General features: G+C 74.0%; 13 protein-coding genes. 9 read left to right on the top strand and 4 right to left on the bottom strand.

All coding sequences use genetic code 11. The annotated features are described in order from the left end of the window. The first annotated feature begins 19 nt into the window (after nt 1–19). A complete protein-coding gene (locus ACFC8N_RS02325) occupies nt 20–1201 on the top strand; it encodes an MFS transporter (RefSeq protein ID WP_356022859.1) in 1182 nt (393 codons plus the stop codon). A 25-nt stretch (nt 1202–1226) separates the two neighbouring features. Here the strand turns inward: ACFC8N_RS02325 and ACFC8N_RS02320 are convergent, their stop codons facing one another. Next, the gene (locus ACFC8N_RS02320) at nt 1227–2246 is read right to left on the bottom strand and encodes an aspartate-semialdehyde dehydrogenase (protein WP_376285588.1); all 1020 of its coding nucleotides are present in this window, start codon (nt 2244–2246) and stop codon (nt 1227–1229) included. A 308-nt stretch (nt 2247–2554) separates the two neighbouring features. Here ACFC8N_RS02320 and ACFC8N_RS02315 point away from each other — a divergent pair, with 308 nt between their 5' ends. Both ACFC8N_RS02315 and ACFC8N_RS02310 read left to right on the top strand, forming a co-directional pair. Continuing rightward, on the top strand, nt 2555–3100 hold the full coding sequence (locus ACFC8N_RS02315) for an RNA polymerase sigma factor (RefSeq protein WP_376285587.1): 546 nt from the start codon (nt 2555–2557) through the stop codon (nt 3098–3100). Nucleotide 3101: 1 nt separating this feature from the next. Continuing rightward, nucleotides 3102–3983 (top strand): hypothetical protein, encoded by an 882-nt coding sequence (locus ACFC8N_RS02310; protein WP_376285584.1) that lies wholly within the window; start codon nt 3102–3104, stop codon nt 3981–3983. 52 nt (nt 3984–4035) lie between these two features. Here the strand turns inward: ACFC8N_RS02310 and ACFC8N_RS02305 are convergent, their stop codons facing one another. After that, complete coding sequence (locus ACFC8N_RS02305; RefSeq protein WP_356022850.1) at nt 4036–4578, bottom strand: CGNR zinc finger domain-containing protein; 543 nt, start codon at nt 4576–4578, stop codon at nt 4036–4038. 124 nt (nt 4579–4702) lie between these two features. Here ACFC8N_RS02305 and ACFC8N_RS02300 point away from each other — a divergent pair, with 124 nt between their 5' ends. From ACFC8N_RS02300 to ACFC8N_RS02275, 6 genes are all read left to right on the top strand, one after another. Next, nucleotides 4703–5149, top strand: coding sequence for a VOC family protein (locus ACFC8N_RS02300; RefSeq protein ID WP_356022847.1), 447 nt, complete (start codon nt 4703–4705; stop codon nt 5147–5149). A gap of 2 nt (nt 5150–5151) precedes the next feature. Next, the gene (locus ACFC8N_RS02295; RefSeq protein ID WP_376285581.1) at nt 5152–6057 is read left to right on the top strand and encodes a pyridoxamine 5'-phosphate oxidase family protein; all 906 of its coding nucleotides are present in this window, start codon (nt 5152–5154) and stop codon (nt 6055–6057) included. A gap of 9 nt (nt 6058–6066) precedes the next feature. Further along, nucleotides 6067–6546, top strand: coding sequence for an NUDIX hydrolase (locus tag ACFC8N_RS02290; protein ID WP_356022843.1), 480 nt, complete (start codon nt 6067–6069; stop codon nt 6544–6546). A gap of 210 nt (nt 6547–6756) precedes the next feature. After that, nucleotides 6757–8514, top strand: coding sequence for a TIGR03767 family metallophosphoesterase (locus tag ACFC8N_RS02285; protein WP_376285578.1), 1758 nt, complete (start codon nt 6757–6759; stop codon nt 8512–8514). A gap of 80 nt (nt 8515–8594) precedes the next feature. Continuing rightward, nucleotides 8595–9743 (top strand): serine hydrolase domain-containing protein, encoded by a 1149-nt coding sequence (locus tag ACFC8N_RS02280; protein WP_362819588.1) that lies wholly within the window; start codon nt 8595–8597, stop codon nt 9741–9743. Between the two features lie 151 nt (nt 9744–9894). Further along, a complete protein-coding gene (locus ACFC8N_RS02275) occupies nt 9895–11175 on the top strand; it encodes a glycosyltransferase (RefSeq protein WP_376286244.1) in 1281 nt (426 codons plus the stop codon). A 17-nt stretch (nt 11176–11192) separates the two neighbouring features. On the opposite strand, the gene ACFC8N_RS02270 is transcribed toward ACFC8N_RS02275, so the two are convergent. Both ACFC8N_RS02270 and ACFC8N_RS02265 read right to left on the bottom strand, forming a co-directional pair. Next, nucleotides 11193–12002 carry an SGNH/GDSL hydrolase family protein gene (locus ACFC8N_RS02270; protein ID WP_376285575.1) on the bottom strand — a complete coding sequence of 270 codons (810 nt, stop codon included), beginning with the start codon at nt 12000–12002 and terminating at the stop codon, nt 11193–11195. Nucleotides 12003–12163: 161 nt separating this feature from the next. Next, entirely contained in the window at nt 12164–13213 is a 1050-nt protein-coding gene (locus ACFC8N_RS02265) for a hypothetical protein (protein WP_356022834.1), read from the bottom strand. Nucleotides 13214–13321 lie beyond the last annotated feature (108 nt).

Here is a 13321-nt window from a genome sequence, read left to right as displayed (position 1 = left end):
TCGTAAAAGGCTCTCGGGCATGGCTTCCACGCAGCTCACCGCATCCAGCACCGGTTCCTGGACGGGCGTGTGCACGCTCGCCGCCGCCACCTTCGGCGTCGTCACCACGGAGATGCTCCCGGTAGGACTGCTCACCTCGCTCGCCCGCACGCTGCACGTCTCCGTCGGCACCGCAGGCCTCACCCTCACTCTGCCCGGCCTCGTCGCCGCCGTCGCCGCCCCGCTGCTGCCGGTCGCCGTGCGCCGCGCCGACCGGCGTACGGTGCTGTGCGCGCTGCTGCTCCTGCTCGCCGCCGCCAACCTGCTCGCGGCGCTCGCCCCCGCCTTCCCCGTGCTGCTCGCCGCCCGGCTGCTGGTCGGGGTGTGCATCGGCGGCGTGTGGGCGGTGGCCGCGGGGCTCGGCGCACGGCTGGTGCCGGGGCCGGGTGCCGGGCGGGCCACCGCCGTCGTGTTCAGCGGGATCGCGGTCGCCTCGGTGTTCGGGGTGCCCGCGGGGACCCTGCTCGGGGCGGTGGCGGGCTGGCGGTGGGCGTTCGCGGCGATGGCCGGTCTCGCGCTGGTGGTGGCGGCCCGGCTGGCCGCCGTCCTGCCGCCGCTGCCCGCCGAGGACGCCGTCCGCCTCGGCGTGTTCCCCCGGCTGCTGCGCGTCGCGCGGGTCAGGTGGCTGCTGGTCACCGTCGTGCTGCTGGTCACCGGGCACTTCGCCGCCTACACCTACGTCCGCCCCGTGCTGCAGCGGACGCCGGGCACCGGACCGGGCCTGGTCAGCGCTCTGCTGCTGGGCTACGGACTCGCGGGCGTCGCCGGGAACTTCGCGGGCGGTGCGCTCGCGGCCCGCGATCCGCGTCGTGCGCTGCGGCTGATCTCCGGCGCCCTCGGCGCCGTCGTCCTGTTCCTGGTTCCGGCCGCCGCCTCCACGGCCGCGTCGGGTGCGCTGCTCCTGCTGTGGGGACTGGCCTACGGCGGTGTGTCCGTGTCCGCGCAGCGTGCCCTGTCGGCGGCCGTACCCGAGGCCCCGGAGGCGGTGTCCGCCCTGTTCGCCGGGGTGTTCAACGCCGCCATCGCGTTGGGCGCGTTCGCGGGCGGGCGACTCGCGGACGGGCCGGGGCCGACCGCCGTCCTGGTCACGGGTGCCGTCCTCGCGGGGCTGGCGGCCCTCGCACCGGCCGGGCGGACGGCAGGGGCGGCCACGCGTGCGTGACCGCCCCTGTGCCGTGCCGGGTGCCTTACTCGGCGGACAGCTCCGCCGCCACCAGTTCCGCGATCTGGACCGCGTTCAGCGCGGCGCCCTTGCGGAGGTTGTCGTTGGAGATGAACAGAGCGAGGCCGTTGTCCGCCGTCTCGTCGCGGCGGATGCGGCCGACGTACGACGGGTCCTGGCCGGCCGCCTGGAGCGGGGTCGGGATGTCGGAGAGGGCGACGCCCGGGGCCGCGGCGAGCAGCTCGGTCGCGCGCTCCGGCGGGAGCGGGCGGGCGAAGCGGGCGTTGACCTGGAGGGAGTGGCCGGAGAAGACCGGGACACGGACACAGGTGCCGGAGACCTTCAGGTCCGGGATCTCCAGGATCTTGCGGGACTCGTTGCGCAGCTTCTGCTCCTCGTCGGTCTCGTTCAGACCGTCCTCGACGAGGTTGCCGGCGAAGGGGAGCACGTTGAAGGCGATGGTGCGCTTGTAGACGTTCGGCTCGGGGAAGTCGACCGCCGCACCGTCGTGGGTGAGCTTGTCGGCTTCGGCCGCGACCTTCTGCACCTGGCCGTGCAGTTCGGCGACGCCCGCGAGGCCCGAGCCGGACACCGCCTGGTAGGTGGCGACGACGAGGCCCTGGAGGCCGGCCTCCTCGTGCAGCGGCTTCAGGACCGGCATCGCGGCCATCGTGGTGCAGTTCGGGTTGGCGATGATGCCCTTGGGGCGGTCGGCGACCGCATGCGGGTTCACCTCGGAGACGACCAGCGGGACCTCGGGGTCCTTGCGCCAGGCCGAGGAGTTGTCGATCACGACGGCGCCCTGGGAGGCGACCTTCTCGGCCAGCGCCTTGGAGGTCGCGCCGCCCGCGGAGAAGAGCACGATGTCCAGGCCGGTGTAGTCGGCGCTCGCCGCGTCCTCCACCGTCACGCCGTCCAGCACGGTCCCCGCCGAGCGGGCCGAGGCGAACAGGCGCAGCTGCGTGACCGGGAAGTTCCGCTCCACGAGGATCCTGCGCATGACCGTGCCGACCTGACCGGTGGCTCCGACGATTCCGACCCTCACGGCGACTCCCTCTAGGTGTTCTCTGCGTGTACGCGGCTTTTCCATCATGCGGCCGACCCCGGTCCGCCTGTCCAATTCTTTGCGTGTCATGCCCGAGTGCTGGGACACCGGAGCGCGACGGACGGTTGCGGAACTCCCGCCGCACCCCTTCCGAGCTGGAGAAATTCACCCAACGGCACCCCTTCGCCGCAAGCCGTGCAGCTCCGTGCGCCGGTGTGACGTACGCCTCGACGCGCATTCCGGAAACCCGGTCGAACGTTTCCGTGCGCAGCGGCGTCGTAGAGGAAACGCGGTGAGGGGGGTGGCCGGTGCTGCGCGGAAAGGCCCGCCGTGTCCACGGGGACGATCAGACCGATCCTCTGGACGCGGCCCAGGAACGCCGGGTGCGGGCGGTGCTCGCGCTCGGCGGGGTGCCGCAGTCGGATCTGCCGGACGGGGTGCAGCAGGTCCGGCTGCGGCTGCTGGAACGGACCGCGAGCGGTCAGGAAGCGCCGCGGGACGTGTCGGCGTGGGCGGCGGTCGTCGCCTCCCGGCTCGCCATGGACTGGCACCGGGCCAGGCGGCGCCAGGACCGGCTGGGCGAGCGGCTGGCCGCGCTGCGCGCACCCGCGTATCCCTCCGGCGAGGAGACCAGCCTGCTCTCCCTCGCCGTGGCCCGGGGCCTCGACGAACTGCCCGCCGCCCAGCGGCAGGTGCTCGTGCTGCGCTTCTTCGCCGACCTGCCCGTGCGCGACATCGCCGGGGAACTGGGCATTCCGGAGGGCACGGTCAAGAGCAGGCTGCACACGGCGGTCCGCGCCCTGCGCGACCGGCTGCACGAGGACTACGGGAACCGCGGGGACGGGGTGGTGTGAGATGACCGCCGAGCACGGGGGTACGCCGGGCGCGGCCGGCGGCGGGAGCGGCCGGGAGGCCGGGAGCGGCCGGGAGTACGACGGCATGGACGCGTTGATGGCCGCCGTCACCGGGGAGCCGCTGCCGGAGGAGGCCCGCCGGGATCCCGTCTTCGTCGCCGAGCACCGCGCGGCCGAGGCCGACGTGGCCGTACTGAGGGAGCAACTCGCCTGGCTGGGCGAGGCGTTGGCCGGAGAGGCGGAGGTGGAAGGGGAGAAGAGGAGGGCGGCCGTCGCGCATCCGGTAGGCCCGGTACAGCCGGTACATCCCGTACGGCCGGTGCGGTCGCCGCGCCTCGCCCGGCCTGCCCGCCCCGGCCGCCGCCGGGCGCTGCGCCTCGTGCTCGGCTCGCTCGCCGGTGCCGCGGCCTTCGCGCTGGTCGCCGGCTTCGGCTGGCTGGTGACGCACGGCAGCGGTGCGGCCGGCGGCGCGAGTACGGCTTCCGACGCCAAGAGCGGCCCGGTCCGAGGGGCGGACCAGGGCCGGCCGGCCGACCCGGGGCGCGAACTCGCCTGCTCCCGGCTGGTGGTGGAGGGCACCGTGGCCCGGGTGACGCCGGAGAAGGCATCCTCCTGGAAGCGGGTCACGCTCACCGTGACCCGCTCCTACAAGCCCGCCCGCGGCCCGGCCGAGGTCGCCTTCCTGCTGGACGGCGGCGCGCGGCCGGCCCCGCGCGCGGGGCAGCACGTGCTCGTCACGGTCCTCGCGGGCGAGGGGAGCGCGCACCTGTGGGCCGTCGGAGACGCCCGCGTGGCCGTCGACCGGGCCTGGATCACCGCGTCGCTGCCCGCCTCGCGGCACCTCACCTGCCCGTCGGGCGAGCCCTCCCGAGCGGGGCGGTAGCGGGACGGCAGTGGGGCCGGTGGCGGGACGGTACGGCGCCGACGAGGGTGGGTCAGCCCTCCTTCGAGCGCGCGTAGTGCCGGGACGCCTTCGCGCGGTTGCCGCACGCGGCCATCGAGCACCAGCGGCGGGTGCCGTTCCGGGACGTGTCGAAGAAGTGCAGGATGCAGCTGCCGCCGGCGCACGTGCGGATCCGCTCCGGGGCCCGGGTGAGCAGCTCCAGGTAGTTGCGGGCGGCGAGCCAGGCCGGGCCCCACGCCGGGTCGGCGAACTCGGGCTCCTCGGCGGGGCCCTCGGCGGTCAGCCGGGCCCGGATCCGGCCGTGTGCGAGGACGGCGTCCACGAGCGGCGCCGCCTGCCCCGGCGAGCCGTGCACGGCGGCCGTGAGCGCCTCGCGGGCCTCGCGCAGATGGCGCAGCGCGGCCGCGTCGGCCGGGTACGCGCCGGCCAGCCCGTTGCTCGCGAGCCACACCGCGAGTCCCTCGGGGGCGTCGAGCAGGTCCTGGGTCTCGCCCTCCCGGTTCCACCGGGTGTTGAGCAGGTCGAGGGCGAGGGGCTCGCCGGTGAGCGGGCGGGGATCGGGGGCGGCGGGCATCGGACTCTCCTTCTCCTCTAACCGCTCAATCGTACGTGACCGGTTGACGTGCGCGCATCTAACCTTCTAACGTGAATGACGAAGGTTAGCCATCTCGGCGACCCGAACTCGAAGGAGAACAGTCATGGCGCCCCGCCTCGCGCACGCCGGCCTGAACGTCACCGACCTCGACCGCTCCCTCGCCCTCTACCGCGACCTCCTCGGCTTCGCCGTGCTCGCCGAGGGCAAGGAGGACGGCCGGCGCTGGGCGCTGCTGGGGGAGAGCGGCGGCCCTCCGCTCGTCACCCTCTGGCAGCAGGCGCAGGGGTCGTACGACAGCGGCCGGCCCGGGCTGCACCACCTGGCCCTCAGCGTGGACACGATCGACCAGGTCCGCGCCTACGAGGCCGCGCTGCGGGCCGCCGGGGCCGACTTCGCGCACGAGGGCGTCGTCGCCCACCGGGAGGGCGGCGCCTCGGGCGGGATCTTCTTCCACGACCCGGACGGCATCCGCGTGGAGATCGCCGCACCGCTCGGCCCCGAGGGCGCCCCCGCCCCGTACGAGGCCGCTCCGACCTGCGGTTTCTTCTAGTCATGGGTGCCTATCACGCGGGCTCGCTGGCCGTGCAGGAGCTGCTGGGCGTCCGCGACCGCGCCGACCACGTCGGCCGCTCCCTCGGCCAGGACATCAAGCCGGTCGCGGCGGCCTTCCTGGAGCTCCAGCCCCTGCTCGTCGTCGGCGCGGCGGACCCGGGGACGGGGCGGGTGTGGACGGCGGCGCTGACGGGGACGCCGGGCTTCGTCCGGGCGACGGGTCCCCGGCAGATGTCGGTCGTCACCCCGCAGGACCCGCCCCCGGCCGGCCGCCCGGACCCGCCACTCGCCTCGGCCCTGCGCACCCCCGGCACCCGCGTCGGCACGATCGCCCTCGACCCCCGCACCCGCCGCCGCATGCGCCTGAACGGCCGGCTGCGGCCCACGGCGCGGGGCTTCGCCGTCGAGGCGGACCAGGTCTTCTCGAACTGCCCCAAGTACATCCAGCGCAGGCAGTCGTACGAGACGGTCACCGGCCGCGCGCCCGGCACCCCGCGGCTCCTCGCCGAACTGGCCGAGGAGCAGCGGGAGTTCGTCCGGCGGGCCGACACCTTCTTCCTCGCCACCGTGCACGACGGCGGCGCCGACGTCAGTCACCGCGGCGGCAACCCCGGCTTCGTCCGGGTCGTCTCACCGCGCGAACTCAGCTGGCCCGACTACGCCGGCAACGCCATGTTCCTCACCCTCGGCAACCTGCGCGCCGACCCCCGCGCCGGGCTGCTCTTCCTCGACTGGACCACCGGCGACACCCTCCAGCTCACCGGCGAGGCGCACACCGCGTTCACGGCCGACGGAGGGCGCAGCGTCCGCTTCACCCTCACGGAAGCCCGGTGGACCCCGGGCGCCCTGCCGCTGCGCTGGTCCGCCCCCGAGTATTCACCGGCGAATCCGGACATCACGCGCTAACGTCCGCGCATGCGACGGAACTTGAGGGTGGCGGCCTACGCCGTGTGCGTCCGCGACGGACAGCTCCTGCTCGCCCGCTCGCCGGGCCCCGACGGCAGGCCCGAGTGGGTGCTGCCCGGCGGCGGCATGGAACACGGCGAGGATCCGTACGACACCGTCCGCCGTGAGGTCACCGAGGAGACCGGCTACCGGATCCGGGTCACCGAACTCCTCGGCGTCGACTCCCTCCGGCTGGTCGGCCGTCGGCGCGTCGGCCGGCGCACGGACCACCACGGACTCCGGATCGTCTACGCCGGCGAGGTCACCGGCGGCGAACTCCGCTACGAGGTCGGCGGATCCACCGACCTCGCCGCCTGGCAGCCCCTGGACGCCGTACCCGGACTCAACCGCGTACCCCTCGTCGACATCGCCCTCGGGCTGTGGCGCGAGCGCCCGCCCCACGGACGCCCCGAGACAGGGCCCCTGCCCCGGCAGATGAACGAGGAGTGACCGGCCCCCGGCCGTGCGCGAACCGCTCCCCGTCCACTCCATGGCCGCGGACAGGACCCGTGATCCACGTACGGTGATCGGCGCCGCGCGTTGCCGCCGTGTTCACGCACAGGCCATTCCCGGTGCCAAGCATCCAGTGCGAGCGGGGCGTTCGCGCCTGCGACGGCCCGCGACCACCGCCGACGCGTTCGCACCCGGGGAGATCGCGCCATGTCGCGCACACGCTCTGTCGCCACCTCCACGGCCTCCGGCCCGGGGGTCCCTCGCCGTTCCGTGCTCGCCGCCGCCGGAGCGGTCTCGCTCTCCGCGGGCGTCGGCTACGCCCTGCGCCCCACCGACAGCGCGGCCGCCACCGGCGACGACGTGCCCGTCGCCCACTCCCGGCAGGCCACGGCCGGCGCGCTCGCCCCCTACACCAGGGGCACCACCCTCGCCTCCGTCGCCACCCCGCGCAGCGGCGGCACCTACCGCCGCCTCGGCGACGGCCCCGGCTGGCAGCGCGTGGTGCGCGAGGAGCTGGCCGCGCCCAAGTCCGGCCGCGCGGGCCGCCGTACGGCGCTCGCCGCGTTCGTGCAGTTCACCGACCTGCACCTGATGGACGTCCAGCACCCCCTGCGCTGGGAGTTCCTGCGCGCGGCGGACGTGCACTCCTGGCGCCCGCAGGAGCTGCTCACCGTGCCCGGCGCCATCTCGCTCGTCGAGCGGGTCAACGCCCTGCGCGGCGCCCCCGTCACCGGCGCCCCGCTGCACTTCGTGATGACCACCGGCGACAACACCGACAACAACGCCCACTCCGAACTGGAGTGGTTCATGAAGGTGATGAGCGGCGGCCGCATCACCCCGAACACCGGCGACCCGGGGCACTACGAGGGCGTGCAGAACAGCGGGCTGAAGCTGTACTGGCAGCCCGACTCCCCCCTGCGTGACCGCGACAAGACACTCGGCTTCCCGCATCTGCAGGGCTTCCTGGCCGCCGCGACCCGCGAGGTGCAGAGCCCCGGCCTCAACCTGCCCTGGTACTCCACCGTCGGCAACCACGACACCCTGCCGCTCGGCGCCTACGGCTCCCACGGCGACCGCTACCTCGCCGAGGCGGCCGTCGGCGGCAAGAAGCTCATGGACGTACCGGCCGCCGACGCCAGGAAGCTGCTCGACAGCATCAACCACGCCACCGACCCCAAGGGCACCGGCTACCGCGACTTCCTCAAGGCCCACGCCCGCTCCATGCGCTCGGTCACGCCGGACGAGCGGCGGGCGCCGTACACCCCGGCCGACTACCTCAGGGCCCACCTCGACCCCGCCCACCAGGGGCTCGGCCCGGCCGGTCACGGCTACTCCCCGGCCAACCTCGACGCCGGCACCCAGTACTACGCCTTCCGCATCTCCGACGACGTCGTCGGCATCAGTCTCGACACCACCGACGCCGGCGGCCACTACAACGGCTCCGTCGGCACCGCCCAGCTGAACTGGCTCGCCAGGACGCTGAAGGACCACAAGGACTCCCACGTCGTCGTCTTCAGCCACCACACCAGCAAGACGATGAACAACACCCGCCCCGACCCGGCCCGCCCCGGCGAGCAGCGGCACACCGGCGCCGAGGTGCTCTCGCTGCTCGCCGCCCACACGAACGTCCTGGCCTGGGTGAACGGCCACGTCCACCAGAACGTCATCACCCCGCACCAGGGCTCCGGCGGCCGCTCCTTCTGGGAGATCTCCACCGCCTCCCACATCGACTTCCCCCACCTCGCCCGGATCATCGAGCTGGTCGACAACAAGGACGGCACGATCTCGCTCTTCACCACTCTGATCGAGTCCGCCGCCCCGCACCGCACCGACTTCACCGACCTCTCCCAGACCGGCCTCGCCGCCCTCTACCGCGAGCTGGCCCGCAACGCCCCCGGCGCCGACACGAGCCTCGGCGGCACCGCGGCGGACCGGAACACCGAGCTGGTGCTCAAGAAGAGCTGAAAATCACCCAACTGGCCTAACGCTGAGCAACCTTCACGCCTCCGGCACCGGTTTCATCCCCCGACCGCACCGTTCATCACATGCTGGGGGAAGACATGCGTGTTCGTACGACTCTGCTGGGCGCCACCGCCCTGCTCGTCTCGGCCGCCCTGGCGGCTCCGGCGTCCGCCGCCGAGGGCCTCGCGGGTGGCGGGCACAGTGCCACCCGCAAGGCCGTCGAGGCCGCCGTCACGGCCGGGGTGCCCGGCGCGACCGCCACCGCGCGGGACGCCCACGGCACCTGGTCCACCACCGCGGGCGTGGGCGACCTGGGCACGGGCAGGCCGCGCTCGGCGGCCGACCGCTACCGCGTCGCCAGCATCACCAAGACCTTCGTCGCCACCGTGCTGCTCCAGCTGGAGGCGGAGGGCCGGCTGTCCCTGGACGACACGGTGGAGACATGGCTGCCGGGCCTCGTCCGCGGGAACGGCAACGACGGCAGCCGCATCACCGTCCGCCGGCTGCTGAACCACACCAGCGGCATCCACGACTACCTCGCCGACACCGACTTCCAGCGCGCCTACTTCACCCCGGACGGCTTCTACGCGCACCGCCACGACACCGTCACCGCGCACGACCTGGTGGCGATCGCGATGCGGCACCGGCCGGACTTCGAGCCGGGCACCTCCTGGAACTACTCCAACACCAACTACGTTCTCGCCGGAATGGTGATCGAGAAGGTGACCGGCCACGCGTACGCCACCGAGATCGACCGCCGCATCATCCGGCCGCTGCGGCTGACCGCGACCTCCGTGCCCGGCACGAGGACCACCCTGCCGCGGCCGAGCAGCCGGGCGTACTCGAAGTTCGCGAACCCGAGCGGCCCCACGTACGACGTCACGGAGCTCAACCCGTCCATCGCCTCCTCCGCCGGCGAGATGATCTCCGACTCCGCCGACCTGGACCGCTTCTACGGCGCCCTGCTCGGCGGAAGGCTCCTCCCGCCCCGGCAGCTGAAGGAGATGAAGACCACCGTCGACAGCCGGATCGCCCCGGGCGTCCGCTACGGCCTCGGCCTCATGGACACCGAACTGGCCTGCGGCGTCCACGTCTGGGGCCACACCGGCGGCATCCACGGCTCGGTGTCCGAGGCGGCCACGAGCGAGGACGGACGGCACTCGGTCGCGGTCAACCTCAACGGCGACTGGACCGGGAACACGGGCGCGGTCGTCGAGGGGGAATTCTGTTAGCCGACGTTTCATTCCCGTCCTTCCGTGTTAACCCGGATGCAATGTCCGTACCGCCTCATATCGGCTAACCCGCTGTTCACGGGGATGGCTCGATCTTCTCGATCGTTGATGCAAGGCGGGTGGTCGTGTGCGCTCCACGCACGGACTGCGGGTGCTGTCGGTCTACGAGGGCTTCTTCTCCGGAGGCGCCCGGATCGTGCACAGCGACGTCGTACTGGGACTGGCCGAGGGCGGCCAGTCCCACCGGGTGCTGAGCATCCATGGCGAGGTGCGCCGCGAGGCCACCCGGCAGCGCATGGAGGACGACGCCTGCTACCGGGCGCTGACGGCCGCCGGGGTCGGCGTCACCTCGCTCGGCCGCAGCGCCGGGCTGGTGGACGGGGCGCTGGCGGCGAACGTTTTCAGCGGCCCGGAGCTGGCCGAAACGGCCCGTGCGATGGCGGGCGCGGACGTCATCCTGTCGCTGAAGGAGCAGCCGCTGGCGCTGGTCAACCAGGCCGGTCTGCCCCGCCGCCCGGTCGTGGTGGCCCTGCACCGCTCCGACCCGGAGAACCAGGGACCCGCGCTGGACGAGCTGACGGCCGCCATCGCGGACGGCACGGTCGTGGCATGCGTGTGCTGCGCCGAGTCGACCCGGGCGGCGTACGAGGCGGCGGGCATCCCGGCCGCCCTGCTGCACGTGATCCCCAACGGGGTGGACCTGCTGAGGTACCGCCCGGACCCGGCGGCGCGCCTCGCCTTCCGGACGGCCCTGGGGATCGCCGCCCCGGCCCCGGTGATCGTCTTCGCGGCCCGGTACGCCCCGATGAAGAACGTCCCGCTCCTCCTCGCCGCCGCCCGCACCTGGCTGGCCCGCGAACCCGAGGGCCGCGTGCTGATGTGCGGGGCGGGCATGACCGGCGAGAACCCCGCCCTGCGGGCCGACATCGAGGTCGCGTTCGGCGAGGACCGGCACCTGGCGGAGCGGATCGGGCTCCTCGGCGTCCGGCACGACATGGAGGCCGTGTACGCCGGTGCCGACGTCGTCGCCCTGACCTCCGTCTCCGGCGAGGCTGCCCCGCTGTGCCTGATCGAGGGCATGATGTGCGGCGCGGTCCCGGTGACGACCGACGTCGGCGACAGCGCGTCGATCGTCGAGGGCCTCGGCTTCGTCACCCCGCCGGACCCGGCCGCGATCGCCCTGGCCTGGTCCGCCGCCATCACCAGCCGCGCCGACCTCGCGCCGGCCCTGGAACTGAGCCGCGAGCGCTTCAGCCGCACGCGGATGATCGCGGCGTACGCGACCCTGCTCGACGCCGTCGCGCCCCTGCCGGTACCGGAGGACGACGCCGCGCGGTACGCCCTCGCGAGTGAACCCGGCCTGTTCCAGGGCCCGTTGCCCGCCGACGGCCTCGGCCTCGATCCGCATCAGGAGCTGCCGGACGAGCTGTAGGAGGGCCCTGCCACGGCTCAGGAGAGCCGGTCGAGGGCCGGGAAGTAGCCGCGTGCCTGGCCCGGTGCCGTCGGGTGGTACGACTCGGTCAGCGCGAACGGGTCGACGCTGTGCAGCCAGGGGCTGCGGGAGCAGATCTCGTGGCCGGCGAAGGCGTCCCTGACGTCGGCGAAGGAGAACCCGTGGCCGGCCGCGCGCCCGGCGATCACGGCGTCCAGACGGTCCACGGCGCTGTCGATGGCGGCACGCTCGGCGTCCTGGAGGCCGCTTCGGCAGGTGCCCTTGAGGTGGTACAGGTGCGGATAGCCGAGCACCACGACGCGCGCGGCGGGCGCCCGGTCCCTGATGGCCGAGTAGAGCCGGTCCAGGCCGTGCGGGAGGGCGTCCGCCATGACGGCGCGCGCCTGGGAGACGGCCGCGAGACAGGCGACGGGGCCGCCCAGCGCGCAGATCGCCATCGCGGAGCCGAAGCCCACGTCGCTGCCGCCGACGGTGAGGGTGACCAGCCGGGTACCGGGGCCGAGCGCGCCGAGCTGGCCGGTCAGGACGTCGCCCACCTTGGCGCCGTTGCACGCGGGGAAGGCGAAGGACGCCGCGTGGTGCGCCGCCGCCCACAGCATCGGGTACGACCGGCTGCTGCGCTTGCACTCCGTGCGGCCGGGGAGGTAGTCACCCGCGCCGACGCCGGAGGAGTAGGAGTCGCCGAGGGCCACGTAGCCCGGGGCCGGCGTCCGGGGCGCGCCCTGTGCCGTGGCGGGGGCGGTGGCGAGGCAGGCCGTGGCGAGCAGGAGGGCGGAGCAGCATGCGGCCATCCGGGTGTGTCGCATACGTCCCGGTGTACCGCGGCCCCGGCGGCACCGCCCGCCCGGCTCGGCCGGCCGGGTGAGAGCGGAGCGTCACGAAACGCCGAGGAGGGGCCACCGGAGTCCGTCCGGTGGCCCCTCCTCTCCCCTCCTGCATCCCCCGTCGGTGCTCCTCCGGTCCGTCACTACCGGGGGAGCACCACGACGTACGCGGCCGGGTCGCGGTCGGCGGACGCCATCAGGGCCGTACGGATCACCGTCGCCTGCTGCTCCGGCGACTCGCGGAGCTTCTTCGGCGTGACGTACACGACCGTGATCCCGAGGCGCTCCAGGTGCTCGCGCTTGCGGGTGTACTCCGACCAGAGCGCGTCGTCGTCCTGGCGGGGCGCCCTGGTGTCCAGCTCGACCGCCACCGCCTGGTCGGGCCAGTACGCGTCCAGGCCGCCGAGGTGCGGGCCGCCGGGCAGGCGCAGGTCGATGTTCCAGACCGGGTCGGGCAGGGCGTGGTCGCGGACCATCCGGTACAGGCGGTCCTCGGCGATCGAGCGGCCCTCCGCCAGCAGGGAGTCCACGGCGTCGATCACATGGGGGAGGTTCAGCAGCTTCGCATGGGTCAACTCCCGTACCACCGCCGCCGGTTCGCAGTGGCCGCCGCGCACCGCCTCGGTCAGCAGCCGCCGTACCGTCTGTCCGTCGGTCAGCTCCGCGACCGCGTCCGCCAGCGCCCGGGGCACCGGGGCCACCGGCAGACCCGTCACCGTGCGGGGCGTGGGCAGGGCGGGGGTGCGCAGGACGCGGACGTAGCCCGCGGAGCGCAGCCGGCGCCGGCGCGGGACGAGGACGTGCACGTGGTCCAGGGAGGTCAGCGGCGGAGTGGCCGAGAAGCCGTACAGGGCCAGCGCGGCGAGACCGGTGATCATCACCTCGGGATAGGCCGGGCGGCGGGCGTCCCGCGGCGTCGGCTGGGACGGCACGCCCGGCGTCCTGTCGGGCGCGTGCTCACGGGCCGCGTACAGCAGGGCCCCGTGCAGCCACTCCTCGCCCGTGGGCGGGCCGGGGTGGAGGAGGACCACGTGCGGGAGCAGTTGCTGCCAGGGGCCGCCGGGGCGGCACTGCTCGTTCAGCTCGGCCGTCGTCACGCCGTGGGCGCGCAGCCGGCCCGCCGTCATGACGCGGCGGTGGGCCTGGGAGAGATGACGGAGGGGGCGGGGGGAGAGCGGGGTGTTGTGCGTCATGGCGTCGGCATTCCCGCGTCTCGTCCCCCCTTTAACCGCTGTTACACGGCCGTCGAAGAATGCGGACAAGCCGGGACTAAAGGTCAGGTGTTCGGGTGCCGAATAGGC

Source organism: Streptomyces sp. NPDC055966, from assembly GCF_042269865.1.
Taxonomy (GTDB): domain Bacteria; phylum Actinomycetota; class Actinomycetes; order Streptomycetales; family Streptomycetaceae; genus Streptomyces.
Note: the sequence above shows the minus strand (reverse complement) of the source record. Positions and strands in the feature narration are given on the sequence as shown.

Coding starts and splice junctions, on each gene's coding strand:
- ACFC8N_RS02325 (WP_356022859.1), top strand. CDS start 20: ATGGCTTCCACGCAGCTCACCGCATCCAGCACCGGTTCCTGGACGGGC.
- ACFC8N_RS02310 (WP_376285584.1), top strand. CDS start 3,102: ATGACCGCCGAGCACGGGGGTACGCCGGGCGCGGCCGGCGGCGGGAGC.
- ACFC8N_RS02305 (WP_356022850.1), bottom strand. CDS start 4,578: ATGCCCGCCGCCCCCGATCCCCGCCCGCTCACCGGCGAGCCCCTCGCC.
- ACFC8N_RS02300 (WP_356022847.1), top strand. CDS start 4,703: ATGGCGCCCCGCCTCGCGCACGCCGGCCTGAACGTCACCGACCTCGAC.
- ACFC8N_RS02295 (WP_376285581.1), top strand. CDS start 5,152: ATGGGTGCCTATCACGCGGGCTCGCTGGCCGTGCAGGAGCTGCTGGGC.
- ACFC8N_RS02290 (WP_356022843.1), top strand. CDS start 6,067: ATGCGACGGAACTTGAGGGTGGCGGCCTACGCCGTGTGCGTCCGCGAC.
- ACFC8N_RS02285 (WP_376285578.1), top strand. CDS start 6,757: ATGTCGCGCACACGCTCTGTCGCCACCTCCACGGCCTCCGGCCCGGGG.
- ACFC8N_RS02280 (WP_362819588.1), top strand. CDS start 8,595: ATGCTGGGGGAAGACATGCGTGTTCGTACGACTCTGCTGGGCGCCACC.
- ACFC8N_RS02270 (WP_376285575.1), bottom strand. CDS start 12,002: ATGCGACACACCCGGATGGCCGCATGCTGCTCCGCCCTCCTGCTCGCC.
- ACFC8N_RS02265 (WP_356022834.1), bottom strand. CDS start 13,213: ATGACGCACAACACCCCGCTCTCCCCCCGCCCCCTCCGTCATCTCTCC.